We start from the raw sequence: 26,366 nt of genomic DNA, 5'->3' as shown, positions 1-26,366 counted from the left end.
TTATCACCAAGGAAGGAAACTATGCTAACAATGGTTGGATACTGTTGGCTATGCCATCAAAATTTGTATTTTGCCCATCATGGAATCTGCTGCATCTGCCATCATCACTTAAAGTGGCAGCAACATGTCTGCCCACGCTGTGCCCTACCTTCTGAATCCAGCGATCTTCCCTGTGGGCGATGCATGAAAAATCCCCCTCTATGGCAACATCTGATCGCCATCACAGATTACACTCCGCCATTAAGCCAACTTATTAAACGGTATAAGTATCACGGTACTCCGCAACTCGCGCCAGTGCTGGCACGCTTGTTCCTGCTGCATTGGTTACAAGGCTATCGAGAAGGTCTCTGGCATAAGCCGGATCGTATACTGGGTATTCCTCTGCACAGCAGAAAACGCTGGCAACGTGGGTTCGATCAGATTGAACTTATTGCCCGCCCTCTCTCACGTTGGCTGCAATGCCCGTATCACCCCGGTTTTTTGCAACGCTCACGTGCTACACTCACACAGCGGGGCTTATCTGCCGCCCAAAGGAAAACCAATCTTAAGCGGGTCTTTCAATTACAGGGCGATTTTGCCGATCAACATGTCGCGATTTTCGATGATGTGATCACCACGGGCACAACACTGCATGAAGCTTCACAGTTGTTAATTCGTGCGGGGGCTCGCTCTGTACAGGCTTGGGCAATATGCCGAACCTTGTAGTTCCTTTATAAATGGGCGTATTATAACCAACTAGGACAGTCAACTATTGAGCAAATGACATGATTAATATTACTGAAGCAGCGCAAGCGCATTTTGCCAAACTACTGGCAAATCAAGAACCGGGCACACAGATCCGCGTTTTTGTCATTAATCCAGGAACACCGACGGCTGAATGCGGTGTTTCCTATTGCCCACCGGATGCTGTTGAAGCCACTGACACCGAACTGAAGTTCGACCAACTCTCCGCCTATGTTGATGAAATTAGCGCACCTTTCCTGGAAGAAGCTGTCATTGATTTTGTGACCGATCAACTAGGTTCTCAACTGACCCTGAAAGCCCCGAACGCCAAAATGCGTAAAGTGGCTGATGATGCTCCACTTATTGAGCGTGTTGAATATCTCCTACAATCACAGATTAATCCACAGTTGGCGGGGCATGGTGGTCGTGTCAGCCTGATGGAAATCACCGATGAAGGTTATGCCATTCTGCAATTCGGTGGTGGGTGTAACGGCTGTTCAATGGTCGATGTCACCCTGAAAGAAGGGATTGAAAAACAGTTACTACAGATGTTCCCTGAATTGAAAGGTGTGAAAGATCTGACTGAACACCAGCGCGGTGAACATTCATATTACTGATTTTTCATTCTTGTTTTGATGTTTTCTTAAACATTATGCTTTTTGGAAACATTATAGTTTTTACCATTTTTCTGTTTCTAATATTTTCTATCTGCATTTCCCGCCTTTCCAATATTTACATTGGAAAGGCGATAAGGTCATACCAGACGACTATTGAGAAATGAATATATTGAAAATGAAAACTTTAGAAACTACGTTGAGTATTTATGGACCATTTTCAAACGATAAACCCTGAACAGGCTTACCAACACTGGCTCGACAAAACCGCAGTCTTGGTTGATATCCGCGACCCACAAAGCTTCCGTTCTGGACACGCAACAGGTGCGTTTCACCTGACAAATGAAACAATTAATAGCCTTCTACAGGAAGCAGATTTTGACCAACCGATCATAGTAATGTGCTACCACGGCCATAGCAGTCAGGGTGCAGCACAGTACCTGATCAATATAGGGTTTGAGACCGTTTATAGTGTCAATGGCGGCTTTGAAGTCTGGAAAAGAGAGTATCCTCACGCTGTCCATACTCAATGAATCTTTAACGCACTGATATCAACACAATTAATCCCTGTACAATTAACTTCAACTTAAGGCAGAGATAAGACGAGCAATGATCCATGTAACCTCAATATCCAACCCTCGACTGGCTCAGGCCTTTATTGATTATATGGCGACTCAGGACATTCATTTGACCATGCGGCTCAACAATGAGTCGTCACCCGTTGAACTCTGGTTAGAAGATGACAACCAACTAAACCGGGTTGAGCAGGAACTTCACCACTTTACCCGCGATCCGTTCCATGAACGCTATCAGGCTGCCAGTTGGCAAACGGGTAAACCAGCCAGCTCCTTCAAGTACCACAACAGCCTGAACTTGCAGACGCTAAAAAGTCAGTCTGGGCCGTTGACAATTGCTATAACGATGCTCTGTATCCTTGTTTATCTTTGGATAACAATGACGAGCATTCCTGATGTCATGAACTGGCTGGCGTGGCCGACTAACAGTGATCAATATCTGGAATTATGGCGCTGGATCAGCCCTGCCCTGCTACATTTCTCTCTGACACATATCCTCTTTAATCTTGCATTATGGTGGTATTTCGGCAGTCAGGTAGAACAAAAAATTGGCAGCAGCAAACTTTTTGAAATCACAATAGTCTCAGCATTTTTCAGTGGCTGGGCGCAATCATTGTTCAGCGGAGCTAATTTCGGGGGACTGTCTGGTGTGGTTTACGCACTGATCGGATATGTCTGGCTAACAGGTGAAATGTCACCTAAACGTGGAATAAGTGCTCCCAGAGGGTTAATCGCTATTTCTATCATTTGGTTATTGGTTGGCTATCTCAATCTATTTTCACTCAACATCGCCAATACCGCCCATATTTCAGGGTTAATTATCGGGTTATTGATGGGGCTATGGGATAATTTGAATTTGCGTAAACAAAAAAACCAATAAAACTCCAGAAGACGCCCAACAGAGTTCATGTTGCAATAACGACTTGAAATAGAGAGGGATAATTTTGGGCAACTATAATCTATCTATGCAAACATTAGGGGAATGTTGTGAAGCAAACTCAGCGACATGATGCAATAATCGAGTTGGTGCGCCTTCAAGGTTATGTCAGCACTGAAGAGCTGGTTGCACATTTTGATGTCAGCCCGCAAACCATCCGGCGTGATTTAAATGATCTGGCTGATAAAAATAAAATCCAGCGCCATCATGGCGGTGCCGCGTTGCCATCCAGCTCTGTCAACACCGCCTATCATGACCGCAAGATAATGTGGTCGGATGAAAAAGCTCGCATTGCACAACACGTTGCTACCCAAATTCCAAACGGCGCAACCCTGTTCATTGATATTGGAACAACCCCAGAAGCTGTGGCACATGCCCTGCTAAACCACCGCGATTTACGGATTGTCACCAACAACCTCAATGTCGCAACATTGTTTATGGGCAAAGAAGATTTCCGGCTCATTTTGGCTGGTGGTGAAGTGCGTTCCCGTGATGGCGGCATTATTGGTGAAGCAACGCTGGATTTTATTTCCCAGTTCCGCCTTGATTTCGGCATTCTTGGGATCAGCGGTATTGATAGTGATGGCTCATTGCTGGAATTCGATTACCACGAAGTCCGTACCAAACGCGCTATTATCGAAAACTCCCGCTGTGTCATGCTGGTTGCCGACCATTCAAAATTTGGCCGCAGTGCCATGGTTAATCTCGGTAACATGAACCTGATTGATTTCTTGTTCACGGATAAAACACCTCCTCCCAACGTCCAGAAAGTCATTGAGCAATATAACGTTAAGCTGGAACTGTGCTAATTACTTTTTACGCAGTAATCTCGTGATAATATCCCCCCACCTGAAATTCTGGTGGGGTTTCTTTTCAAATGGGACTCCTTCTCATAAATATTCCCTCTCAAAATTCTCTCTCAAATTTGTATCCCACAAAATCCTTATTAATCTTATGCATATGATCAGGATTTGTTACCTGTATCACGTGAATATGTTTTTTCTGAGTTAATAGTTGGCGATTGATGAATTTTTGATTACAATCCTTGAGCGAAAACGAACATTAAAGAACTGTTTCGAACATTTCAAAGGGGATGCAATGGAAACCAAAGACTTGATTGTAATCGGCGGCGGAATTAACGGCGCTGGTATTGCGGCAGATGCTGCTGGCCGGGGACTTTCTGTCCTGCTGTTGGAAGGTCAAGACTTGGCCAGCGCAACTTCATCTGCCAGCTCCAAGCTAATCCACGGTGGCTTGCGCTATCTGGAACATTATGAATTCCGTTTAGTCAGTGAAGCACTGGCAGAACGTGAAGTGCTTTTAAAACTGGCTCCCCATATTGCATTCCCGATGCGTTTTCGTCTACCACATCAACCACACCTGCGCCCAGCTTGGATGATCCGCATTGGCCTGTTCCTGTACGATAACTTAGGCAAACGCGTTAGCTTATCAGGCAGTAAAGGGTTGAGATTTGGTGCAAACTCAGTATTGAAACCCTCTATCACTCGTGGCTTTGAATACTCCGACTGTTGGGTTGATGATGCGCGTCTGGTTGTTCTGAACGCACAGGAAGTTCAAAAACACGGCGGCGAAGTACGTACCCGTACCCAAGTGACCCGCGCATGGCGTGAGGATGGTTACTGGATGGTTGAAGCCAAAGATCTCAAGACAGGCGAAACCAACACATGGCGTGCAAAAGGTTTAGTCAACGCAACTGGCCCTTGGGTGAAAAATTTCTTCGATAACGGCCTGCAATTGAAATCGCCTTATGGCATCCGCTTGATCAAAGGCAGCCATATTGTTGTTCCTCGCGTTCACGATGAACCACAGGCTTATATCCTGCAAAATGAAGATAATCGCATCGTGTTTGTTATTCCATGGAATGACGAATTCTCGATCATCGGTACGACGGATGTTGAATACAAAGGCGATCCAAAAGAAGTCAAAATTGACGATAAAGAGATCGACTATTTGCTGAAAGTCTATAACGACCACTTCAAGAAACAACTTGTCCGCGATGATATTGTCTGGACTTACTCTGGCGTCCGCCCTCTGTGTGATGATGAATCCGATTCACCACAAGCGATTACCCGTGATTACACTCTGGATGTGCGGGATGAGCAAGGTCAGATGCCATTACTGTCCGTATTCGGTGGCAAACTGACAACTTATCGTAAATTGGCTGAACACGCCGTGGATAAACTGGCACAGTACTACCCCAACGCGGGTCAGGCATGGACTAAAAATGGCAAATTACCGGGTGGAGAGCTGGAAGGCTGCGATCGCGATGGTTATGCGCGTCTGCTGCGTCAGCGTCACAACTGGTTGCCGGAAGGTATGGCACGGCGCTATGCCCGTACTTACGGCAGCAACAGCCAAATCATCCTGAAAGGCGCTGAAGCACTGACTGATCTTGGCGAATTTTTCGGTCATGGTTTGTATGAAACTGAATTGCGTTATTTAGTTGAGCACGAATGGGTAACACAGTTAGATGATGCTATCTGGCGCCGTACTAAACTGGGTATGTGGCTCAACGATGAACAAAAACAACGCGTAGCTGACTGGCTGGCACAAAACGCCAAAGCTGCTTAATTGCGAGATTGATTCAGCGTAAAAATGGCGATAATTTTTATCGCCATTTTTCGTTTCTATTCATTCCAATCATAATTTATTCCTATCATATGAGTTTTTTCCCGCTCATTAACGTCCCCAAATTGACCGTGAATTTTCGAAATCAACCATCCCTATTTCCTATTGAAATCCCATTATTTTTCACTTAATTCAACTGGTTATTTTAAAATACATATTTTTGTCATCGTGATAGTATGTTAGAAACCAAATTGGCATATATCTAACACAGTCATCTAACACAACAGCTTTGGAAATATCTATGTTGACTATTCGGGATGCAACTATAGAAGATGCTATGCTACTGTCCCAGTTAATTGAAACAAGCTACCGGTTTCATTTTTCTTATTTATGGCATGATCAGGGTGAATTGGAAGAGTATATCGTAGGCGAGTGTTCAGTAGAGCAAATATCGAATTCACTACAAGCTCCCAATCACAAATGGTTTATTGCCGAATCCCTTCATGTTGTCGATTCAAAGACAAATAATTCCAATATCGTTGGCTTTAGTAAAATCATCTGCAATCAACCTATTCCTGATAAAGACTTCTCTGGCATCTATTTGCATAAGCTCCACTTAATGCCAAATCTGACCGGACAAAAATATGGAGATCAATTATTTAACCATATAGTGAAACTTGCTCATAAGCAGGGGCAAAAGTGGCTTTGGTTAGAAGTATTGGAGCAGAACACATCTGCCATTAAATTTTATGTCAGAAAGGGAATGGCGTGGCAAAAAAGTACGACTTTTACCAACTCAAAACAGCAAAGCACAATATATATAATGGTTAAGAATCTATCCGATTAGATCTGGTGCTCAATAAATTTTAACTCACAATCCAGTAAAATACTTTTTTACTGACGGGATATAAAAATCAAGAGATTAAGGACTCCAATTATTTGGTAATTTGGGCAGTTCTACACCGATGAGTTCAGGTCCCAAATAATATTGATAATATTCTAATACCTTTTTACTGTATTTTTTCCCATATACTAAACCAGTAAAAACTTCTGCAACAAATTCATTCGAATTATTTTTCTGTATAGCATAATCACTCACCTGTTCAACAATCTTCGCTGGGATAGTATATTCCCCTTGCTCATTCGTCCTTCTAGCACACCAAAATTTTCTTTCTGATTCAATGCGCTGCGCATGAAGTATATGTCCAATTTCATGTACGATAGAAGCAATAACCCTAGCTGAACATTCGGGATTAGATTCCAATAATTTCCTTTTTCCTGATATGGATTCCTGATGAAGTTGATCGGAGACACCAGACACATTCAATCCAACTTGACCCGAGTGATTTTTATTTCTAAGCCAACGGTTTCCCCAGGAAGAAGAAGGAAGAGACTTAATTTTATTCACTTGCGTAATTTGCTTATCATTTATATGAAGACATGGACTTTCAACCCATACTCCTTTCGAAATCAATTTATTATACGTATTTTCGTCTTCTATTTTCGGCCATCTAACTTCAGTTCTTCCTGTTCCCTCCGCTACATAAACATTAATGTTTTTCACCACTCCAGATAAATTTCTCACTTTTTTGTTAATCTTATTAAGAGCGTAACTAATAGAATTAATATACTTCATTTTAGTTTCATTATGGATATCCCCCTGTTTCCCAAGCAATTTAATATGAATACCCAAAATATAACAATTGGATAAGACAAAACTATTATCATGATAATAATCTAAAAAGTTCATTTCCTGATGCTTTATGATCTCTATTCCTTTACTTCTGAGATCACTCGTCGAGATTTCTCGACGCTTTGGTTCTTTTTTCCACCTAAGCAAAATATTCTCCTATATAACACTAAAGAAGTAGGATTATTAATCCTACTCCCTTCATGAAGAAAACATAAAATAACAAAAAGTTATAATCACACATAAAACTAATATATTTCTATCTATTGGTTATATATAACTGGCTGAAAATATGGATATAAATCAGAAATAATCCAGATTTATTATTGATTATGAAAATAGAAAAAGCTAAATTTTTATGCTTTGAAATAAGATCCACTCGATAGGATATTTTATTGATTCATGCAAGAATAAGATGCAGAATGTAACCTAATTATTCTGTCACGTGATAAATAGTGTAGCAAAAATCACCATCCATACAGAAAAATACAGTGAGCAAATATAAATAATCCCTACATATCCCCTATATTCTCCCATGATGACGGTTTTTATATCTTCAATGCAAAATCAAAATATATATTCAAAATATTGATAATATTAGACTTTGTTATTTTTTAAATTTTCATTTTTTTTGCAATTGTGATATTAATCCCCTTTCTTTAATTCGCTTATTGCGATTTATGTTCAAATTTATGAAGATAAAAGAGAATGGATAAAAACTTGCAATGATGAGTCAAACATTCATTAAGAAAGAGGGGATCGCACAGTCATTTTTGGCTCGCTATCTCCTCTCTGAGAAATGCGGCAATCGCCTGAAAACTATAGAATTACTGTCTAAAGAATGTGAATTGTCCGTGGGTTTGATGCAAGCAGCATTAAAATCTCTCGAGCAGGCACAAGCGGTTGGAATTAAGCGTCGTGGTCGTAATGGTAGCTTTCTTGCACAGATAAACCACAAATTGCTTCTGGAGTATGCCGATATTGGCAATGTAGTTTGTGCAATGCCGCTCCCCTATACCCGTGCTTATGAAGGGCTGGCAAGTGGTTTAAAAATATTGTGTGCAGGTGTTCCTTTTTACTTTGCACACATGCGTGGCTCGGATATCCGCATTGAGTGTTTGCTGAACGGCGTCTACGATTTAGCAGTAACGTCAAGGCTTGCTGCAGAGCAACACCCAGAAAACAAAGATCTATATATTGCGCTTTCACTAGGGACACAAAGTTATACCGACAGGCATAGGTTAATCTTTCGGCATGGCGAAATGGAATCCATTCGCCGCGTTGGATTAGATAGTACCTCAGCAGACCAAAAAATAATGACAAAGCAATACTTTGCTGGAAAAGATATTGAATTGGTCGAGGTTTCCTATCATGAATGCCTAAATCAAATCATAAAAGGTCACATTGATGCGGCTATCTGGAATGTTGGGCAAGGTCATAAACTGATAGCACAAGGCCTGATGACACAACTCCCCGACGACAGTGAATGTTTTATCAAGGCTTCTGAAGCCGTTATTCTTGCCCGCAAGGATAATATTCCCATCCAGCAACTCCTGCATACTATGGTTGACCGGGATCTATTGCTGACCCATCAACAAAATGTAGTAGCAGGTATCATCGAACCCGTTTATTGAAACTCGAACAGCCAAAATAAACTGTTTATTAACACCTACGTATATCAAAAAGCAATGATAGAACAACGGCTAACTATCCTGCTACAAGGTGGCGTTATAGATCAAGATATCTACGATAACATGCTGGAAGTTGTGCATGTTCTGGAAGATATCTGGCTTATCCCTATCCGTCATCCACAAGGTGAAATGGTACTTACCCATATGGCAAGTGCTTTCATGCGCTCACGCCGTGGAGAAAGAGTTTCCCCACTGGATAAAGAAATCTTGGTAAAATTCGAGCAATCTGAAAATTACAATCAATTACTTACAGTTCATCGCTCGCTAATCAGAAAATTTACAGTGGCATTACACCCCAATGAAGAAGGCTACCTGTTAGCAAATTTATATGGTTTAATGCTTCCACTCGAAAAAGATTAGCTTTTGATTCCTATATAAATATTCAAAAAAATGAAGATTTACCTGTGCAAAAATTTTCGGTTTTCACACAGCTTTGCTGCTTTGCAGGAATAAAGAGAACCCTATGTTTATTGAGGCATTAACAAAACAGAACTCCAAATTGATTGAAGTTGCAAAAAATCTTTGGCATCAAGGTGCAATCTTGCCAGATACTTACGTCATTGATGTCGACCAGGTTTTAGACAATGGTCGTCGCTTGCTGCAAGTTGCAGAGCAATACGACATTGAACTCTATTTGATGACCAAACAAATTGGGCGTAATCCATGGCTGACCAAGAAATTGGTTGAACTCGGTTATCGCGGCGTTGTGGCTGTCGATTTCAGGGAAGCTTATAGCCTGAGCCAGCATGATATACCGCTGTGCCACATAGGTCACTTGGTACAAACGCCAACCCATTTAATAGAAACTATGCTCAAGCATAATCCGAATATCATTACCGTATTCTCCCTTGAAAAAGCACAAGCCATTTCAAATATGGCGGAGAAATTGGGACGAATTCAGCCTATCATGCTGAAAATATTTGATAAACGAGATATTACCTTTCCCGGCCAAGAAGCAGGAATCACCTTTAGTGAACTCGATACCGTCGTGGATGCTTTAAAGCTCATGCCTGGTATCAAATTGAGCGGACTGACTCATTTTCCCTGCCTATCATGGGATTCTCGGTATCAGACAACCTTACCCACGACCAATTTACTGACTCTCATTCGTGCGCGGAACCGGCTTGAACAACTCGGAATTAAACTTTCACAAATCAATGCTCCGGCAGCCTCAAGCTGTAGCACCATACCATTACTGGCCAAATACGGTGCCACCCACTTAGAACCAGGCCATGCCTTGACCGGAACCGTCCCCGCCAACGTCAGTGGTAGAGAGCCGGAACGTATTGCGATGGTCTATCTCACCGAAGTTTCTCATCACCATGATGGCAATAGTTACTGCTATGGTGGCGGCTCCTATAAACGCGGACATATGAAACATGCGTTGGTTTTTCCTGAACGAGCCATCTCTCCTAAAAAAGTGCGCATACTGCGTTTGGGTGAACCCTGCATTGACTACCACCTTCCGCTGTCAGGCACTCATCCGATTGGTAGCCCTGTGATTATGTGTTTCCGGCCCCAGATTTTCATAACACGTAGTGATGTTGCCCTCGTTTCGGGTATTCAGTCTGGCTCACCAAAACTTGAAGGTATTTATGACAGTCAAGGAAACTGGAAAAATAGTGGCTATCATAAATAACCCCTCAGTCTAGGTATTACAGATAATATTATTCCATCATTAAATAATGTTATTTTCGCTATAGTGGATTTACCGCATGATTCTGCGCACCCTATTTTATGGAATGGTTTATGAAATGGCTATTTTGTATAATCATCACATTATAAAATAGCTACTTATAAAATAATGACCTTCTAAATTAATCTTTTCTAAATGATGTTTATTTATCATGATGTTATTTATAAAATTCCTCATACAGCATTGATACAATTGAAGGCACACTCGAGCTGCGGGATATCAGAGATATCAAGTTGAACATCGGGGGGATACACTGCAATCTTCATCAAAAAATCAAGCCGGTAATCACCATTTGTCAACAAAGACAAATAACTTCATTGACGTTACAGGCTACACCTATGTGCATGAGCATTTGCACATTGATCTCTCTGATGTGAAAGGAAGCCTCGATTGTCGATTGGATCAATACGATCTGATCGTAGATGAACTTCGTCACCTCTACACTCTTGGGGTAAGAAACATCGTAGAGATGACCAATCGTTATATGGGACGCAATGCGGCTTTTCTGCTGGATCTGATGCGTGATACCCACATCAATATCATTGCCTCGACCGGCTACTATAAACAACCTTTCTTCCCTGCCCATTTCAGTGAGTTGAGTGTACAAGCCATCGCCGATGACATGATCGCTGAAATTGAAACTGGCATTGATGGCACCAAGTTAAAAGCGGGAGTGATTGCAGAGATCGGCTCTAGCCTCGATCAAATCACAGAAGCTGAGCAAAAGGTGTTTGCAGCTGCGGCATTGGCACACAAGACAACAGGATGTTCCATTTCCACTCATACCACATTAAGCACAATGGGGTGTGAACAATTGGCCCTGCTAAAGGGGTTTGGCGTTTCTCCCGAACATGTAGCCATCGGCCATTGTGATCTGAGAGATAACCTGGACACCATCATTCCACTGCTGGAAGCCGGGGCATGGGTACAATTCGACACAATCGGCAAGAATAATTACTATCCCGACAATCGGCGCATTACTATGTTGCAAGAGGTTGTCAGACGCGGGCTGCTTGATCGGGTGATGCTTTCCCAAGATATCACGCGTCGATCTCATTTGAAAAACAATGGGGGAAATGGGTTCGATTACCTGTTAACTGTATTCGTTCCTATGTTGCTCAAAGCTGGCTTTTCCCAAAAACAGATAGATCAAATGCTGCGCGATAATCCTGCGCGATTTTTCCACGGCAGAATTGAATAAAAAAACAAACTTATAAAACATAGCTTTTTCAAAAAGCAATCCGATAGAAGATAAAAAGGGAGGGATAACAGCATGAGATTTGTCGTTGGTGGACAAATAGAGAAAGAGGCAATAGCCGAGAGTATTCGTCAATTAGCGGGAAACAAAGCCACTTCCATTACCATCATGAATGACATTGAAGCGGCAATGGCAATAAAAAATGGCGAAGCAGATTACTATCTTGGCGCATGCAATACCGGTGGGGGAGGTGCTTTGGCAATCGCAATTGCCCTTATCGGATTGGATCAATGTGCCACTATCGGCATGCCGGGAAAAATCCTGTCTGATGAAGAGATCATTGCCCATGTGAAAGCAGGCAAGAAGGCATTTGGTTTTACTGGTCAGGATATTGATATCGTCCTGCCGGTGATCATCGACACCATCATCTCACTGTAAGGAAGCTATTATGCAACATTTCCATGAGTTCCTGATGAGATTGATGGAGGTAGATCCTTTAAAAGCGGGGTTATTGGCAACTATTGGAGCCATTGCCGCCATGATGGCAAACCGTGGTATCGCCGTTTTCCATGATGGCCTGCGTCCACTTTTGCCGGAATACCTTGAAGGTCGTATGAGCCGCAAAGCGCTCGCCGCAACCAGCTTCGCCCTGAGCATAGGTTTAGTTGTCGGCTTCGGTATTCCCTTTTCACTCACTGCCCCAATTGTGTTGGTTCATAGCCTGTTACTTGGTACAGACATGATCGGAATTTGGTGCGCCAACAGCCGAAGAGGTTTTATCGCCTCTGGCATCATCGGTGCCCTGTATGCCATCGCCTTGCTGGCTGGCCTGCGTTCAGTGGTAGAACTGTTTGCCATACTGCCTGTTAATTTCACCGACGATCTCAAGAAAGTGGGCGATCCGATAGTAGCCTGTTTTGCCCTGTTTCCTGCCATGGTCGTCGGCTACCAATACGGCTATCGCAAAGGGCTTTTGGTCATGCTCACCGCACTGGTCGGCTATCTGGCAACCAAAGCAATTGGCCCGCTGAGCTTTGGAGACATGATCGAAAAACCCGTCAGCATTGACCCTAACGGCGCCGCGCTATTGCTGTCGATGATTGCCATGTTCTACTTTGCAATGCGTGAACGTCCAACACAGTCCGCAGAGCAAAAAGGGGCCAATGAAGTCTTGGTCGGCCTGTTCTCAACCCGCATAGAACGCATCCAGAAAAACAAATGGTTGTTGATCCTGTGTGGTGGCCTGACTGCCAGTGCCGCTACCATGTCCTTCAGCTTGCTGGCGGAAGGCCCTGTTTCTCTCCAATTGATGGCACAAGGAGAGCAAACCAATGCATTGCTGGTCGCACTGGCACGTGCCATCAGCTTTATTCCATTAGTGGGTACGACGGCCATAGCCACGGGCGTTTACAGTCCTAATGGCATGAAATTTGTGTTTGTGGCGGGGCTGGCAACCAACAACCCGTGGATTGCCTTTATCGCAGGTGGGATCACCATGTTTATTGAAATCCAGCTACTGGCAAAAATCGCTATCTGGTTGGATAAATATCCTGGTGTGAAAGCATGTAGCGGACATATTCGTACCGCGATCACCAAAATGCTCGAAGTTGCCTTGCTGGTTGGTGCTATGATTGCCTCCAACGCCATTCTGCCGGGTATGGGCTTTATGATCGTGGCGGGTATCTACCTGCTCAACCGAACTTCCAAACGTCCTTTAGTAGAAATGGCTATCGGCCCAATCGCGACAATCACCGTGGGCATTCTTGCAAACTTGCTCTTTCTGCTGGGAATAAAATAAGAAAATGAAAACCTACCCATTGCAAAGTATGACGATGGCACAAGCACAGCAACAACAGTTCAAGCTGGTGGATATTATCTGTCGTCACTTTCCGGGTGCTGATTTTCTTTCGCAAGGCGATCTGGGCTTAGTCCCAGATCTCCATCAACCACGGATGACCCGACGCATTGAAGCGGTGATTGCGGAGTTTTTTGGCGCTGAAAACGCGGCCTTTGTCAATGGAGCTGGAACAGGTGCATTGCGCGCGGGACTGGCTGCCTTGGTCAGCCCCAATTCAACGTTGCTTGTGCATAACGCGCCCATTTACCCCACGACTAAAGCATCAATTGAACAAATGGGGCTTCGTGTCGTTCAGGCGGATTTCAACCACACAGAACAAATTGTGGCTGCCATCCAGCAATACCAACCAACCGCCAGCCTTGTTCAGCATACACGCCAGAAAATATCTGACCGTTATTCTTTACAAGAAGTTATCAATACACTAAATCAACATGATATCCCTTCGTTGATAGACGACAACTACGCCGCCATGAAAGTGGCACAAATTGGTTGTCAGTACGGTGCAACACTTTCCACATTCTCTTGCTTCAAATTATTGGGACCACAAGGCGTTGGGATAATAGTCGGAAAACAGGCAATCATTGATAACCTACGCCACAGCATGTATTCCGGCGGCTGCCAGATACAAGGCTATCAGGCAATGGAAGCCTTGCGTGGTATGGTATTCGCATCAGTCATGCACGCAGTACAGGCAGAAGTGAATGACGAACTGGTCACTCGTTTGAACCAAGGAGAGGTGCCACAGGTAAAACACGCCTTCCTCGCCAATGCCCAATCAAAGGTATTATTAGTAGAATTTCACGATCTCATCGCAGAAAGCGTACTCGCTGCAGCCCACACATTCGGTGCACTACCTTATCCGGTAGGTGCAGAGTCAAAGTTTGAAATCCCGCCGTTGTTTTACCGCATTTCCGGTACCTTTCGTCAAACAGACCCCACGCTGGAACAACGTATGATCCGCATCAACCCCAATCGCAGCGGAGCTGACACCGTGATGCGCATTTTACGAGAAAGCTGCCGATTGAAAAATGAGAAGTGAAAGAATTGACAACAATTTCCTTGATATTAAAAAATATAACGCCTGATTATCATTTTAAAATCAACCCACAAACTTCTTGTTACACACTACATTACATAAGGTATTTCACTTGTTTTTATTATCTACCCATAGATTTGAATTAATGATACCAAAACAGAATCAGGCGTTAATAACTTTAATTAGTTTACATTAAGTACTAGCATCCAACCCTCATTAGGTCAATTTACTTTATAAATATAAATGTAACTCATTTCTTATTTTTAATAAAAAAACTTATTATCAATAAGTTATTAAAAATCATCAATAAGTCAACTGTGTAAACAATAATAGTAAATTAATAGAATATGATGAATAATTTCTATTGTGACATACATCACAAAAATATAATAATATTAGGTTAGTATTCAGTCTTGGAAATATTTTGTTCGTTTATTGTAAAAGGAAGGTAACTTATGCATATCCCTAAAAAAATCCATTATTTCTGGGCTGGCAGTAATATACCAGAAAAAGACTTGAGAAATATTATTGAAATTAAAAGTAAAAACCCAGGGTTTGAAGTCAATATTTGGGGAGAAAATGATAGTAATTCATTAATTATAAATACATTAAGAAAAATAAAATTTAAATATCAAGGAAACGAACTTGACATTGGTGAAATCCCTATCAATTTCAATTATAAGAATGTTGAATCCGCCTTCAGATTCCTGTCCCAACAAGCTAATCATCTTGAATATTCCATATTGAATTGCATAAGCCGCTTAAAAGAAAGAAAAAACACCATTCGATATGGGAGTTATGTTGATTTAATGAATTATTTACATCATATATACCGATTGAATACCAAAGGCATTAATCATCATAATTATGCATGTTCCAGTGATATTGCGCGCTTAGTTATTTTATATATGGAAGGAGGAATATATCTGGATGTTGATGTCGAATTGAGTGATATAGATATAAAAAACACACAGAAAGGAAAAATTTCCCCACTTGACAATTTGCGCCTTCAGTCTGATATCGGTATAGGTGATTGTTCTGGATCAGGTTGGTATTCTGATACTTCATATAATGAAATTGGAAATGCGATTATTGCCTCCATACCACAATCAAAAAGCATTTTCAAACTTCTATTAGATATGGCTACTATGATGAAAATACATCATCTCGGTATCCAAATGTATCAATCACCTAAATGTGATGAATTCCGCAAAATAAAAAGATCTTCTAAAAAACACAATAAACATTATGAATTTGATAAAAGAGTCGATTTAGCACGAAAGCTTAAAGACACTCATCAAATCAATATGGATATGAAATGTAGCATACAAGACCCCGTATGGAGAACAAGCTTTAGCTCTCATTACAGTAATGATAAAATTGATCGTGAGGAAAGACGAATAAGGTACACGACAAAACTAACTGGGCCTGATTTTATTGATAATTTTCTTAATCCTAAACAAAAAATAGATTTTCCCAATAAGTATAAACTCATGTCTAAAAATAAAAATGATAGTGTTTTTAAAAATGTCAATGATGTGGGAGATTGGTCTGTCGTTAAAACTAGAAATAATACATCTTCAGATGAAGATCCATTTACTTAATACTTAATGAGATATTCCAAAAGTGGTAACTCACATATGCTGCCGATAACATTCAACCTGAATTTGAACTTTAGAAAAAAGCCTGAGGTTCTCCATTATCACTGGCAAATACCCTCAGGCGCTTCCATTCCCTTGGTTTAATGAGTCAGATTAATTTATTTTCTGCATTCTTATTTTCAAGTATTCCTACACAGACGCCGAAAAATCTCCCAATTGCCGCTCAACCAGTGTCAGGATGCTATAAAGCGCCACAGGCTGTTGCTCCTGATTCAATACCTGCACATCCCACATCACGACACCATGCGGCTTATCTTCCGGGGTTTTCTGGACTTTCTTGATCTTCTTCTTGCAGGTCAAACGAACCTGAATGGTATCGCCGATTTTGACTGGCTCAATGAAACGCAGATTTTCCATACCGTAGTTGGCAAGCACTGGTCCCACCGCATCATCAACAAACAAGCCCGCAGCAGCGGATACGACAAAATAACCGTGTGCCACGCGTTCACCAAACAGGGACTCAGCCGCACCAATTTTATCCATGTGGGCATAAAAATGATCTCCACTCAGGCAAGCGAAATTCACGATATCCGCTTCTGTCACTGTCCGGCGAGCAGTCAGCAAACTTTCACCAATTTCGAGCTGCTCAAAATACTTGCGGAATGGATGTATCGCCTCTTCCTTCACTTTCGCACCACGAACCCACTCACGACCAATCGCTGCCAGCATACTTGGGCTGCCTTGAATCGCTGTGCGCTGCATATAATGTTTCACCGCACGTAAACCACCCAACTCTTCTCCACCACCAGCACGCCCCGGCCCACCATGTACCAACATGGGCAGCGGAGAACCGTGTCCCGTGGATTCCGCAGCCGCCGCTTCATCCAGCACCAACATACGCCCATGTGCACAGGCTGTCGCACGGATCACCTGTACAGCAATCTGCTCATCTGCCGTCACCAACGATCCCACCAAACTACCTTGTCCCATCATCGCCAATGCCATCGCCTGCTCGGTATCCTGATACGCCATTAACGTAGAAACCGGCCCAAAAGCTTCCGTGCTGTGTATCACCTGATTTGTCATTGGATCAGCACAATAGAGCAACGTCGGTGGGTAGAATGCCCCATTACTATTGCTACTACCTGTCAGCACTAATTTATCCAATGAACCTTTATCCAATGAACCTTTATCCAATGAACCGCCACACAAAACCTCGCAACCGCTATTGCGCAATTCGTTGACTCTTGCCTGCACCTCATCTCGCTGCTCCAGATTAATCAACGCCCCCATACGCACTTCCGGCAACATAGGATCACCGACTGTCACACCAGCCAGCCGTTTGAGCAGCGCTTGTTTGACTGCTTCCATCTGACTGGCAGGTACAATAACGCGCCGGATAGCCGTACATTTCTGACCAGCTTTTACTGTCATTTCGCGGACAACTTCCTTGATGAATACCCCAAATTCCGGCATATCAGGCGTAACATCCTCACCTAGAATGCAGCAGTTGAGGGAATCCGCTTCCATCGTAAAGGGAATGGATTTTTCTATCAGTCGGGGATGAGCACGCAATTTCTGCCCCGTTTGTGCCGAGCCAGTGAAAGTCACGGCATCCTGATAATCGAGATGATTAAACAGATCACCAATGCCACCACAGATCAATTGCAATGCCCCTTCCGGCACCAGACCGCTGTCGATGATCATTTTCACCATCGCCTGTGTCAATTGGGCGGATGCCGTAGCAGGTTTGATAATCGCCGGCATACCCGCCATCCATGTTGGTGCCAATTTTTCCAGCATTCCCCAACAAGGAAAGTTAAACGCATTGATATGCAGAGCAACACCGGGACGGGAAGTCAGTACATGACGAGCCACAAACTGAGACTGTTTAGACAACGGGATCATCTCATCTTCCGGCCACAGGGTATCATCCGGCAATTCGCGCCCGGCCAATCCGGCATAAGAGAAAAGTGTCGCCACTCCTCCCTCAATATCCACCCAACCATCGGCACGGGTTGCGCCTGTTTCTGTGGAAATGGCATACAGTGCTTCTTTGTTGGCAAGCAGGTGTTTTGCAACCGCTTTCATCATCTGCGCACGTTGCTGGAACGTCATCGCAGCCAGCGCCTTTCCGCCTTTTTCACGGGCATACTCTAAACTTTCTGTTAACGGCAAGCCTTCCGAAGATACCTGATACAAAGCTTCACCGCTTACTGCATGATGGATGGTTCTGGTGTTGCCTTGCCCATAAACCCAAGCGCCACAAATGTAACTCATTAAATGTTGCATTTTTTTCTCCACCGATTTAACCAATGAAACAATCATTAAGTAACAGCATGCTATTTATGTATCATATATATGATTGACAAAACCACTCATGAAATTAACAAAATAAAAACATTTGCACTAAGTCACTTGTTAATATTCTTGCAGCCACCCAATAAAAATAATTAATCTTTTGTTTTATAAGAAATAAAAATCAATATTGTGATGTGAACAACAAATATACAACTTTTATGTTTGATATTTTTGTTGCTGGTTTGTAGATTTGTAGTTACAAAAGTGATTCGCTTTTATGCTTCATATCAAAAAATAAGAATCATAACGGAGTCGCATATGACAACTGATCCACGTCAAGTGAGCTTTGAGGCAAAAATAGCAGCAGACCTTTCGATTGAGGCCAAAGACTGGATGCCTGAAGCCTATCGCCAAAATCTGATACGCCAGATCGGTCAACACGCACATTCAGAAGTCGTCGGTATGTTACCAGAAGCCAACTGGATCACCCGCGCCCCGACATTGCGTCGCAAAGCCGTATTGCTGGCGAAAGTACAAGATGAGGCAGGGCACGGGCTGTATCTCTATAGCGCCGCCGAAACTCTGGGCTGTTCCCGTCAGGACATCTACCAAAAGCTATTGGATGGCAAGATGAAATATTCTTCGATCTTTAACTATCCCACCCTCAGTTGGGCAGATGTTGGTGTGATTGGCTGGCTGGTGGATGGCGCGGCAATTGTCAATCAGGTGGCCTTGTGCCGCGCTTCTTATGGCCCTTACGCCCGCGCGATGGTGAAAATCTGCAAGGAAGAAAGTTTCCACCAGCGACAAGGTTATGAGGCAGTCATGGTACTAGCGAAAGGCAGCGAAGCCCAACGAGCAATGTTACAAGATGCCATTAATCGTTTTTGGTGGCCGACATTGATGATGTTTGGTCCCAATGACAGTGATTCCCCCAACAGCGCCCAGAGCATGGCATGGAAAATCAAGCGATTCAGCAATGATGAACTGCGGCAAAAATTCATCGACAACACCGTACCCCAGTTGGAAGCCTTGGGCATGACAGCTCCCGATCCTGATCTGGCTTGGGATGAAGCGACAGGGCATTACCGTTTTGGTGAAATCAACTGGGACGAATTCTATCAAGTGCTGAAAGGACAGGGGATATGCAATCACGAACGTCTGGAAGCCAAACGCCGGGCTTGGGAAAACGGGAGTTGGGTACGTGAAGCGGCTTCTGTTCACGCCAAGAAAATAGCCGCTAAAAATCGTGCCGCTTAATTGCTTGCTTTATCTGAACAGTATCGAAGGGAGTGAATCTAATGAACGATACCGATTGGCCACTGTATGAAGTCTTCGTCCGCAGTAAACAGGGATTGGCACACCGCCATGTTGGCAGCCTCCACGCGGCAGATGATCAAATGGCACTGGAGAACGCACGCGATGCCTACACCCGACGCAATGAAGGCTGCTCGATCTGGGTCGTGCAATCCATCCATCTGGTGGCTTCACAACCGGAAGAACGCGGTGCTTTTTTCGAACCCTCAGAGGACAAAATTTACCGCCATCCGACTTTCTACGCCATTCCTGATGGCATCAAGAATATGTAGGAGACGGGATATATGAATATACACAGCGTCTCATCACCCAAGCATGCTCTATTCAAATACGTACTTCGTCAGGGAGATACCCCACTGATTCTGGCACAACGCCTGTGCGAGTGGTGTGGACACTCGCCAGAGCTGGAAATAGACCTAGCCCTGTCCAATATTGGCCTCGATCTACTGGGACAAGCACGCCATTTCCTCAGTTATGCAGCGACCCTTTCAGGAAACGGGCTGAATGAAGATCATTTGGCATTTGAGCGCGATGAGCGTGAATTCTTCAATCTGCTGCTGGTGGAACAACCCAATGGCGGCTTTAACGACACATTGGTGCGCCAGTTTTTTATCGATGCCTATCACGTCCTGCTGCATCAGGCCCTGGGACAAAGCCGTGATCCCCAATTGGCAGCTATCAGTGCCAAGTCATTAAAAGAAGTGGAATATCACCTGCGATTCAGCCGGGGCTGGATGATTAGATTGGGGGATGGAACAGAACTGAGCCATGAAAAAAGCCAGCAGTCCATCAACCAACTGTGGCGCTTTACCGGCGAACTATTCCATTGCGACGAAATAGAGCAGCAACTGGCAGAAGAAGGTATTGCCGTTGATCCCAGCACCTTGCATGAACCGTGGCTGCAAATCATCAAGGAAACGTTCGCCGAAGCCACGTTAGAAATGCCACAGGAGTCACCTTATCGACAAGGCGGAAAGCAAGGACTGCATACAGAACATTTGGGATACATATTGGCAGAAATGCAGTACCTGCAACACACCTATCCCGACTGCAACTGGTAGTAAAAATGGGTAGCAAAAATGGGTAGTAAAAATGGGTAGTAAAAAATAAATAGCAAAAACGGATGGCAAAACGGATAGCAATGGGAGAAATCATGGAACAGCAATGCAACACACGCTTTTATTCAGAAATTCAACCGCCGGAAATTCACCAAATCTGGCAATGTCTGCACCAAATTGCCGATCCAGAACTGCCTGCGCTCTCCATTACCGATCTTGGCATGATACGGGCTGTCACGTCATTACAAAACGGCTGGCGGGTAACATTTACCCCGACATATTCCGGCTGCCCTGCAACGGAATACCTAATCAAAACCATTCAAGAAACACTGGCACAAGCCGGCTTTTCTCCGGTGTATATCGAAGTGAGTCTGGCCCCTGCCTGGACAACCGACTGGATAAAGGCCGATGCCAGACAACGCCTGCGAGAATCCGGTATTGCACCACCTCAGGGATTGGCTTGTGAAAAAACGGCGGACATGGAACCTATCACCTGCCCGTACTGCGGCAGTCATGAAACAGAAAAAATCAGCGAATTCGGTTCCACTGCCTGTAAAGCGCTTTATCGCTGTCGAGATTGTTTGGAACCGTTTGATTATTTCAAATGCATTTAACGAGGGATTTACCGAGGGAGTAGAAGATGTCTACTGTTCATCAAGCTCGTCATCAAGCACACTCGCATGGTTTTCACTGCCATGATTCTCATCGTCATAGCTTTCACCGCTATAGTTTTCACCACCTAAGCATTGCCGCCATCGAACGGGAAACACCAGATGCCGTCACCGTTACCCTGCATATTCCCAATGAACTGAAAAAACATTTCTGCTATCACCCCGGTCAGCACCTGACACTCAAGGCGAAAGTGAATAATGAAGAACTACGCCGCTGCTACTCCATCTGTAGCTCACCGTTGGATGGCGTATTACAAATTGGCGTCAAAGCCATCTATCAAGGCCGTTTTTCGACCTTCATCAACCAGCAATTAAAAGTCGGGGATAAGCTGGAAGTCATGCAGCCACAAGGCAGTTTTGGTCATCGCCCCAATACAGACCAACAGGGACATTATTTGTCCATCGCCGCCGGTTCGGGTATCACCCCCATTCTATCTATCATCAAAAGTACGCTGGCACTGGAACCGAATAGCACCTTCACCCTGATCTATGGCAATCGCACCAGCCGCTCCGTCATGTTCAAAGAGGCGTTGGCCGATCTCAAAAATCGCTACCTGACCCGTTTTCAGGTGCTGTACCTGTTCAGTCAGGAAACCACCGATAGCCCACTGTTTAACGGACGCATTGATACTGAACACCTGCATCGCATCGGCAAAACTCTGCTTAATTTTGCTCAGTTTGACCATGCTTTTCTCTGTGGTCCTGAAGCTATGTTAGATGATGCCTATTCTGTGCTGGAGCAGGCGGGAATACCTACTGAGCGCATCCATAGTGAACGTTTCAATACCGGACGCATCCACAAAGCCGCGGCGGGTTCCCGCCCTGCCAATCTCGCAGAACGCAGTGAAACCCGTGTTGAGATCCATTTGGATGGCCGCATCCTCAACATTGCCATGAACGCCGAAGATGACAGCATCCTTGATGCCGCATTGCGCCAGGGCGCAGATTTGCCTTATGCCTGCAAAGGAGGGGTATGTGCTACCTGTAAATGCCAACTTAAATCCGGCGAAGTGGACATGAGAGTGAACTACAGCCTCGAACCCGATCAATTGGCTTCCGGTTATATCTTAAGTTGCCAGTCATGGCCAAAAGGCGATGACGTGGTTGTCGATTTTGATGTCTAGCCGCGATATCTAACAGTGATATCTAATAAGTGATATCTAATAGATAGTGAGGAGCCGCCATGAATCAGGAATGGATTTTATGCCACCAGCAGCAAAGAGTGCGCACATTGACCCTAAACCGACCAGAAGTACGCAACGCTCTCAGCAATGATTGCCTCGAACAACTCGTCCAGCAATTGGAACTGGCAGATGCAGATAACGGAACAGGAGTGATTGTTATTACGGGATCAATGCGCTGTTTTGCTGCCGGCGCAGACCTGAAAGAACTACAAAAACAAAGCGTTGCTACAGCCATCACTGATCTCCGTCCGCAACTCTGGCAACGTTTACACCATATCAGCAAGCCTCTGATCGCTGCCGTAAATGGCTACGCGCTTGGGGCTGGCTGCGAACTGGCATTAGCTTGTGATTTAGTGATTTGTGGAGAAAACGCCCGTTTTGGTCTGCCAGAAATCACCTTGGGGCTGATACCGGGGGCGGGGGGAACACAACGACTCATACGTAGTGTTGGCAAAGCACTTGCTTACCAGATGATACTAACCGGAGAAGCTATCGGTTCCCATCAAGCCCAAGAAGCAGGGCTGGTCAGCGAGGTTTGCACTGATGCCCTGACGTTAGAACGTGCAGAGCAGATCGCACAACGCATCAGTGAGTTTTCCCCTTTGGCACTGCGGGCAGCCAAAGCCGCCCTCAAAGTCGCACAAGAAACAAGCCTGTCACAAGGGTTGCTCGCCGAACGCCAACACTTTGTTGCTTTGGCAGGAACAACCGATCGGCAGGAAGGCATTACTGCCTTTCTGGAAAAACGTCAACCAATTTTCAAAGGATATTGATAGATGGAAAACACGCCAATAGTACTCACTGATATAAATGCAGGTGTCCTGAGTATTACTCTCAACCGTCCAGAATGCCTCAATAGCTTTAACGAGGAACTACACCAACAATTAAGCAAGGCAATGGACATTGCTGAACAGGATGAATCCGTGTGCTGTGTCCTGCTCACAGGCACCGGACGCGGCTTCTGTTCCGGGCAAGATTTAAGTGATCGCAATTCCATCATCTCTAATGGTGATACCCCCGACCTCGGCCAATCCGTTGAACGCTACTATAATCCGCTGATCCGGCGCATGACTTCCCTACCCAAACCCATTATCTGCGCCGTCAACGGTGTGGCCGCAGGCGCGGGTGTCTCCCTCGCCCTGGCCTGTGACATTGTCATCGCATCCCGCACAGCCAGCTTCATTCAGGCTTTCTGTCGCATTGGTCTGACACCCGATTCTGGCGGTAGCTGGTTCCTGCCCCATAAAATTGGACAAGCACGAGCCATGGGAATGGCCTTACTGGGAGAAAAAATCAGCGCTGAACAAGCACTGGCTTGGGGCATGATCTGGCAAGTCCTCGAACCCGAAGAGTTGGAAGATAAAACACAGGAACTCGCCCGACACCTTGCCACCCAACCCACCGTAGCACTTGGCTGCATCAAGCAAGCGACTTATGCCGCAGTATCCAATACGCTGGATCAACAGCTTGATCTCGAACGTGATTTACAGCGTCGTTGCGGACACAGTGAAGATTTCCGTGAGGGTATCAGTGCATTCATGGAAAAACGCCAGCCAACGTTCAGGGGGAAATAATCATGACCACGCCTCTGCTCCACGGTCCCATAGCCGTCATTGGGGCGGGAACAATGGGTATCGGCATTGCTCAGGTCGCGGCTCAAGCAGGACATTCCGTCCTGCTGTTTGATGTCAATGGTGAAGCAGTCAGTCAGGCACTGGATAATCTACGCACCCGCCTGCATCAACGTGTAGAAGCAGGCAAAGCAGAAGCCAGTACAACAGCAGCCCTGTTACAGCGCATCACACAGGTCAATGCATTACATGCACTGGCATCATGTGGGCTGGTGATTGAGGCCATTGTCGAGCAATTGGAAGCTAAACAGAATCTCTTCCAACAACTGGAATCCATTTGTTCAAACCAAACCCTGTTTGCCAGCAACACCTCATCATTATCGATTACCGCCATTGCCAGTGTCCTGTCTATACCACAACGCATGGCTGGATTACATTTTTTCAACCCGGCTCCCCTGATGAGGCTGGTAGAAATCGTACAGGGTCTGGAAACGTCCCCCCGGACGGTGGCAACGCTAAAAACCCTCGTGACTGGCTGGAAAAAACAGCCTGTGATTTGCCGTTCTACACCGGGGTTTATCGTCAATCGCATCGCCCGTCCATTCTATGCAGAAGCCTTGCGTGCACTGGAAGAGCAAATTGCAGCTCCCGCCACGCTGGATGCAATTCTCAAAGAGTCTGGTGGCTTCGCAATGGGACCATTACAACTGATGGATTTAATCGGCCACGATGTTAACTACGCCGTAACTGAATCCTTGTTCCATACTTTCCACGGCGATCCCCGCTTCCAGCCTTCATTGCAGCAGAAAGAGCTGGTAGATGCCAATCATCTCGGACGCAAACGTGGTCGCGGTTTCTACGTCTATGACGTAAAGAGAAAAGATGCTCAGCCACAACCCAAAATAGAACCGAAACAGAGCAGAACCCAAAAACAGCCGCTGCGGATCAAAGCAACGGGAAATTGGGCAACATTGCCTCATTTCGTTACCCTGCTACAGAAACCAGAATTGCAGCAATACGGAATCATCTTCGAAGAAAGCAAAAATGACCGATTCCATTCCCCGACCTTACAGATTAATGACGTACTCTTGGCGCTGACCAAGGGAAGAACCTGCGCCCAGATTGCCGACGAAGTCAGAGCACCCGTGATGCAGTTTGATCTTTCTGCCAATCACCAATCGGCTTCCATTATTACACTAAGTGCTGCCTGCCAGAATACGCCGCAGCAAACAGCAAAAGTGATCGGCTTTCTGCAATCTCTCGGCAAGCAAGTGATTCACTTGCCGGATTACCCTGCCCTGCTAACGATGCGTACCGTCGCTATGCTGTGCAACGAAGCACTGGATGTCATCAACAAAGGGATCGCCAGTGCTGAAGATATCGATCTGGCGATGTACCACGGTGTGAATTATCCTATCGGCCCACTGGCATGGGGTAATCAACTGGGTTGGAAACATATTCTCAGCACGCTGGAAAACTTGCAGAAATTCTATGGGGAATCCCGTTATCGCCCTGCTCCCCTGCTGCGCCAACTAGCGGCGGGACATGCCCAACTATCCCTCCCGCCCGTCGGAAACCATAAGAAAGGGAATACCCATGCAAGATAATGCCGCAAGTCAATTGGCCCGCCACCACGTTGAAACCATGTATGCTCAGGATGTCTGCGCCCAAACAATGGGTATGCACATTGAGCATATTGATGTCGGATTCGCCCGACTCAGCATGAAGATCATGCCCAACATGCTCAACGGTCATCAAAGTTGTCACGGTGGCATTCTGTTCAGTCTGGCGGATACTGCTTTCGCCTACGCCTGCAACAGTGAAGGATTGGCAGCAGTCGCTTCCGGCGGCAGCATTAACTTCATCTGTCCGGCCTTGGTTGGTGATCAGCTTACCGCCACCGCTTCTGTTCGGCATCAAGGTAAAAAAACCGGCCTGTACGATGTGGAAATCATCAACCAGAACGGCAAAGTCGTGGCTATTTTCCGCGGTCATTCCCATCGTATCAGCCAGCCTGTTTTGGATTAGAGAGCAATTTGGATTAGAGAAAACAATC

The 26,366-nt window shown here is 44.9% G+C and carries 26 protein-coding genes; 24 read left to right on the top strand and 2 right to left on the bottom strand.

Annotated elements, in window-relative coordinates; all coding sequences use genetic code 11:
* Nucleotides 1–21: 21 nt before the first annotated feature.
* The 7 genes from gntX to PSI23_RS07150 all read left to right on the top strand — a co-directional run bounded on the left by gntX (nt 22) and on the right by PSI23_RS07150 (nt 6,285).
* Complete coding sequence (gene gntX, locus PSI23_RS07180; RefSeq protein ID WP_273554439.1) at nt 22–705, top strand: DNA utilization protein GntX; 684 nt, start codon at nt 22–24, stop codon at nt 703–705.
* A 59-nt stretch (nt 706–764) separates the two neighbouring features.
* Nucleotides 765–1,340 carry a Fe-S biogenesis protein NfuA gene (nfuA, locus tag PSI23_RS07175; protein WP_273554438.1) on the top strand — a complete coding sequence of 192 codons (576 nt, stop codon included), beginning with the start codon at nt 765–767 and terminating at the stop codon, nt 1,338–1,340.
* Nucleotides 1,341–1,546: 206 nt separating this feature from the next.
* Nucleotides 1,547–1,870 carry a thiosulfate sulfurtransferase GlpE gene (gene glpE, locus PSI23_RS07170; RefSeq protein ID WP_273554437.1) on the top strand — a complete coding sequence of 108 codons (324 nt, stop codon included), beginning with the start codon at nt 1,547–1,549 and terminating at the stop codon, nt 1,868–1,870.
* A gap of 76 nt (nt 1,871–1,946) precedes the next feature.
* Complete coding sequence (gene glpG, locus PSI23_RS07165; protein WP_273554436.1) at nt 1,947–2,792, top strand: rhomboid family intramembrane serine protease GlpG; 846 nt, start codon at nt 1,947–1,949, stop codon at nt 2,790–2,792.
* Nucleotides 2,793–2,899: 107 nt separating this feature from the next.
* Nucleotides 2,900–3,658, top strand: coding sequence for a DeoR/GlpR family transcriptional regulator (locus PSI23_RS07160; RefSeq protein WP_273554435.1), 759 nt, complete (start codon nt 2,900–2,902; stop codon nt 3,656–3,658).
* A gap of 289 nt (nt 3,659–3,947) precedes the next feature.
* On the top strand, nt 3,948–5,441 hold the full coding sequence (glpD, locus tag PSI23_RS07155; protein ID WP_273554434.1) for a glycerol-3-phosphate dehydrogenase: 1,494 nt from the start codon (nt 3,948–3,950) through the stop codon (nt 5,439–5,441).
* A gap of 298 nt (nt 5,442–5,739) precedes the next feature.
* On the top strand, nt 5,740–6,285 hold the full coding sequence (locus PSI23_RS07150; protein ID WP_273554433.1) for a GNAT family N-acetyltransferase: 546 nt from the start codon (nt 5,740–5,742) through the stop codon (nt 6,283–6,285).
* 75 nt (nt 6,286–6,360) lie between these two features.
* Here the strand turns inward: PSI23_RS07150 and PSI23_RS07145 are convergent, their stop codons facing one another.
* Nucleotides 6,361–7,278 carry a hypothetical protein gene (locus tag PSI23_RS07145; protein ID WP_273554432.1) on the bottom strand — a complete coding sequence of 306 codons (918 nt, stop codon included), beginning with the start codon at nt 7,276–7,278 and terminating at the stop codon, nt 6,361–6,363.
* Between the two features lie 578 nt (nt 7,279–7,856).
* Between PSI23_RS07145 and yhfZ the strand changes: the two genes are divergently transcribed.
* The 8 genes from yhfZ to PSI23_RS07105 all read left to right on the top strand — a co-directional run bounded on the left by yhfZ (nt 7,857) and on the right by PSI23_RS07105 (nt 16,211).
* A complete protein-coding gene (yhfZ, locus tag PSI23_RS07140) occupies nt 7,857–8,762 on the top strand; it encodes a GntR family transcriptional regulator YhfZ (protein ID WP_273554477.1) in 906 nt (301 codons plus the stop codon).
* A gap of 54 nt (nt 8,763–8,816) precedes the next feature.
* Entirely contained in the window at nt 8,817–9,179 is a 363-nt protein-coding gene (locus PSI23_RS07135) for a PRD domain-containing protein (RefSeq protein ID WP_273554431.1), read from the top strand.
* A gap of 103 nt (nt 9,180–9,282) precedes the next feature.
* Nucleotides 9,283–10,458 (top strand): YhfX family PLP-dependent enzyme, encoded by a 1,176-nt coding sequence (locus tag PSI23_RS07130; RefSeq protein ID WP_273554430.1) that lies wholly within the window; start codon nt 9,283–9,285, stop codon nt 10,456–10,458.
* 349 nt (nt 10,459–10,807) lie between these two features.
* Nucleotides 10,808–11,716, top strand: coding sequence for a phosphotriesterase-related protein (locus tag PSI23_RS07125; protein WP_273554429.1), 909 nt, complete (start codon nt 10,808–10,810; stop codon nt 11,714–11,716).
* Between the two features lie 72 nt (nt 11,717–11,788).
* The gene (locus PSI23_RS07120) at nt 11,789–12,151 is read left to right on the top strand and encodes a DUF2620 domain-containing protein (protein ID WP_273554428.1); all 363 of its coding nucleotides are present in this window, start codon (nt 11,789–11,791) and stop codon (nt 12,149–12,151) included.
* A gap of 10 nt (nt 12,152–12,161) precedes the next feature.
* Nucleotides 12,162–13,511 carry a YhfT family protein gene (locus PSI23_RS07115; protein ID WP_273554427.1) on the top strand — a complete coding sequence of 450 codons (1,350 nt, stop codon included), beginning with the start codon at nt 12,162–12,164 and terminating at the stop codon, nt 13,509–13,511.
* Nucleotides 13,512–13,515: 4 nt separating this feature from the next.
* Nucleotides 13,516–14,610 (top strand): aminotransferase class V-fold PLP-dependent enzyme, encoded by a 1,095-nt coding sequence (locus PSI23_RS07110; protein ID WP_273554426.1) that lies wholly within the window; start codon nt 13,516–13,518, stop codon nt 14,608–14,610.
* A gap of 452 nt (nt 14,611–15,062) precedes the next feature.
* On the top strand, nt 15,063–16,211 hold the full coding sequence (locus PSI23_RS07105) for a TcdA/TcdB catalytic glycosyltransferase domain-containing protein (RefSeq protein WP_273554425.1): 1,149 nt from the start codon (nt 15,063–15,065) through the stop codon (nt 16,209–16,211).
* A gap of 186 nt (nt 16,212–16,397) precedes the next feature.
* On the opposite strand, the gene paaZ is transcribed toward PSI23_RS07105, so the two are convergent.
* Nucleotides 16,398–18,500 (bottom strand): phenylacetic acid degradation bifunctional protein PaaZ, encoded by a 2,103-nt coding sequence (gene paaZ, locus PSI23_RS07100; protein ID WP_273554424.1) that lies wholly within the window; start codon nt 18,498–18,500, stop codon nt 16,398–16,400.
* A gap of 327 nt (nt 18,501–18,827) precedes the next feature.
* Between paaZ and paaA the strand changes: the two genes are divergently transcribed.
* From paaA to paaI, 9 genes are all read left to right on the top strand, one after another.
* Nucleotides 18,828–19,769, top strand: coding sequence for a 1,2-phenylacetyl-CoA epoxidase subunit PaaA (gene paaA, locus PSI23_RS07095; RefSeq protein ID WP_306309530.1), 942 nt, complete (start codon nt 18,828–18,830; stop codon nt 19,767–19,769).
* 41 nt (nt 19,770–19,810) lie between these two features.
* On the top strand, nt 19,811–20,098 hold the full coding sequence (gene paaB, locus PSI23_RS07090) for a 1,2-phenylacetyl-CoA epoxidase subunit PaaB (protein WP_092519764.1): 288 nt from the start codon (nt 19,811–19,813) through the stop codon (nt 20,096–20,098).
* A gap of 12 nt (nt 20,099–20,110) precedes the next feature.
* Nucleotides 20,111–20,887, top strand: a complete 777-nt coding sequence (gene paaC, locus PSI23_RS07085) for a 1,2-phenylacetyl-CoA epoxidase subunit PaaC (protein ID WP_273554423.1) — start codon at nt 20,111–20,113, stop codon at nt 20,885–20,887.
* Nucleotides 20,888–20,979: 92 nt separating this feature from the next.
* Nucleotides 20,980–21,498: a 1,2-phenylacetyl-CoA epoxidase subunit PaaD gene (gene paaD, locus PSI23_RS07080; RefSeq protein ID WP_273554475.1), complete on the top strand. Its 519-nt coding sequence runs from the start codon at nt 20,980–20,982 to the stop codon at nt 21,496–21,498.
* A gap of 26 nt (nt 21,499–21,524) precedes the next feature.
* Nucleotides 21,525–22,679, top strand: a complete 1,155-nt coding sequence (paaE, locus tag PSI23_RS07075) for a 1,2-phenylacetyl-CoA epoxidase subunit PaaE (protein WP_273554422.1) — start codon at nt 21,525–21,527, stop codon at nt 22,677–22,679.
* 59 nt (nt 22,680–22,738) lie between these two features.
* Nucleotides 22,739–23,512 (top strand): 2,3-dehydroadipyl-CoA hydratase PaaF, encoded by a 774-nt coding sequence (gene paaF / locus PSI23_RS07070; protein ID WP_273554421.1) that lies wholly within the window; start codon nt 22,739–22,741, stop codon nt 23,510–23,512.
* A gap of 3 nt (nt 23,513–23,515) precedes the next feature.
* Nucleotides 23,516–24,313 carry a 2-(1,2-epoxy-1,2-dihydrophenyl)acetyl-CoA isomerase PaaG gene (paaG, locus tag PSI23_RS07065; protein ID WP_273554420.1) on the top strand — a complete coding sequence of 266 codons (798 nt, stop codon included), beginning with the start codon at nt 23,516–23,518 and terminating at the stop codon, nt 24,311–24,313.
* Between the two features lie 2 nt (nt 24,314–24,315).
* Nucleotides 24,316–25,917, top strand: coding sequence for a 3-hydroxyacyl-CoA dehydrogenase (locus PSI23_RS07060; RefSeq protein ID WP_273554419.1), 1,602 nt, complete (start codon nt 24,316–24,318; stop codon nt 25,915–25,917).
* Nucleotides 25,907–26,338 carry a hydroxyphenylacetyl-CoA thioesterase PaaI gene (gene paaI, locus PSI23_RS07055; RefSeq protein WP_273554418.1) on the top strand — a complete coding sequence of 144 codons (432 nt, stop codon included), beginning with the start codon at nt 25,907–25,909 and terminating at the stop codon, nt 26,336–26,338. The genes PSI23_RS07060 and paaI overlap by 11 nt, the downstream gene beginning before the upstream one ends.
* The last annotated feature ends 28 nt before the right edge of the window (nt 26,339–26,366 follow it).

Origin of the sequence: Xenorhabdus yunnanensis, from assembly GCF_028598805.1 — a bacterium.
GTDB lineage: Bacteria > Pseudomonadota > Gammaproteobacteria > Enterobacterales > Enterobacteriaceae > Xenorhabdus > Xenorhabdus yunnanensis.
This window is presented reverse-complemented; position numbering and strand designations above follow the sequence as displayed.

Coding starts and splice junctions, on each gene's coding strand:
- glpG (WP_273554436.1), top strand. CDS start 1,947: ATGATCCATGTAACCTCAATATCCAACCCTCGACTGGCTCAGGCCTTT.
- PSI23_RS07110 (WP_273554426.1), top strand. CDS start 13,516: ATGAAAACCTACCCATTGCAAAGTATGACGATGGCACAAGCACAGCAA.
- paaC (WP_273554423.1), top strand. CDS start 20,111: ATGAATATACACAGCGTCTCATCACCCAAGCATGCTCTATTCAAATAC.
- PSI23_RS07060 (WP_273554419.1), top strand. CDS start 24,316: ATGACCACGCCTCTGCTCCACGGTCCCATAGCCGTCATTGGGGCGGGA.
- paaA (WP_306309530.1), top strand. CDS start 18,828: ATGACAACTGATCCACGTCAAGTGAGCTTTGAGGCAAAAATAGCAGCA.
- PSI23_RS07135 (WP_273554431.1), top strand. CDS start 8,817: ATGATAGAACAACGGCTAACTATCCTGCTACAAGGTGGCGTTATAGAT.
- paaE (WP_273554422.1), top strand. CDS start 21,525: ATGTCTACTGTTCATCAAGCTCGTCATCAAGCACACTCGCATGGTTTT.
- PSI23_RS07115 (WP_273554427.1), top strand. CDS start 12,162: ATGCAACATTTCCATGAGTTCCTGATGAGATTGATGGAGGTAGATCCT.
- PSI23_RS07150 (WP_273554433.1), top strand. CDS start 5,740: ATGTTGACTATTCGGGATGCAACTATAGAAGATGCTATGCTACTGTCC.
- paaG (WP_273554420.1), top strand. CDS start 23,516: ATGGAAAACACGCCAATAGTACTCACTGATATAAATGCAGGTGTCCTG.
- paaF (WP_273554421.1), top strand. CDS start 22,739: ATGAATCAGGAATGGATTTTATGCCACCAGCAGCAAAGAGTGCGCACA.
- paaI (WP_273554418.1), top strand. CDS start 25,907: ATGCAAGATAATGCCGCAAGTCAATTGGCCCGCCACCACGTTGAAACC.
- glpE (WP_273554437.1), top strand. CDS start 1,547: ATGGACCATTTTCAAACGATAAACCCTGAACAGGCTTACCAACACTGG.
- glpD (WP_273554434.1), top strand. CDS start 3,948: ATGGAAACCAAAGACTTGATTGTAATCGGCGGCGGAATTAACGGCGCT.
- gntX (WP_273554439.1), top strand. CDS start 22: ATGCTAACAATGGTTGGATACTGTTGGCTATGCCATCAAAATTTGTAT.
- PSI23_RS07120 (WP_273554428.1), top strand. CDS start 11,789: ATGAGATTTGTCGTTGGTGGACAAATAGAGAAAGAGGCAATAGCCGAG.
- PSI23_RS07130 (WP_273554430.1), top strand. CDS start 9,283: ATGTTTATTGAGGCATTAACAAAACAGAACTCCAAATTGATTGAAGTT.
- paaD (WP_273554475.1), top strand. CDS start 20,980: ATGGAACAGCAATGCAACACACGCTTTTATTCAGAAATTCAACCGCCG.
- nfuA (WP_273554438.1), top strand. CDS start 765: ATGATTAATATTACTGAAGCAGCGCAAGCGCATTTTGCCAAACTACTG.
- PSI23_RS07105 (WP_273554425.1), top strand. CDS start 15,063: ATGCATATCCCTAAAAAAATCCATTATTTCTGGGCTGGCAGTAATATA.
- yhfZ (WP_273554477.1), top strand. CDS start 7,857: ATGAGTCAAACATTCATTAAGAAAGAGGGGATCGCACAGTCATTTTTG.
- paaZ (WP_273554424.1), bottom strand. CDS start 18,500: ATGCAACATTTAATGAGTTACATTTGTGGCGCTTGGGTTTATGGGCAA.
- paaB (WP_092519764.1), top strand. CDS start 19,811: ATGAACGATACCGATTGGCCACTGTATGAAGTCTTCGTCCGCAGTAAA.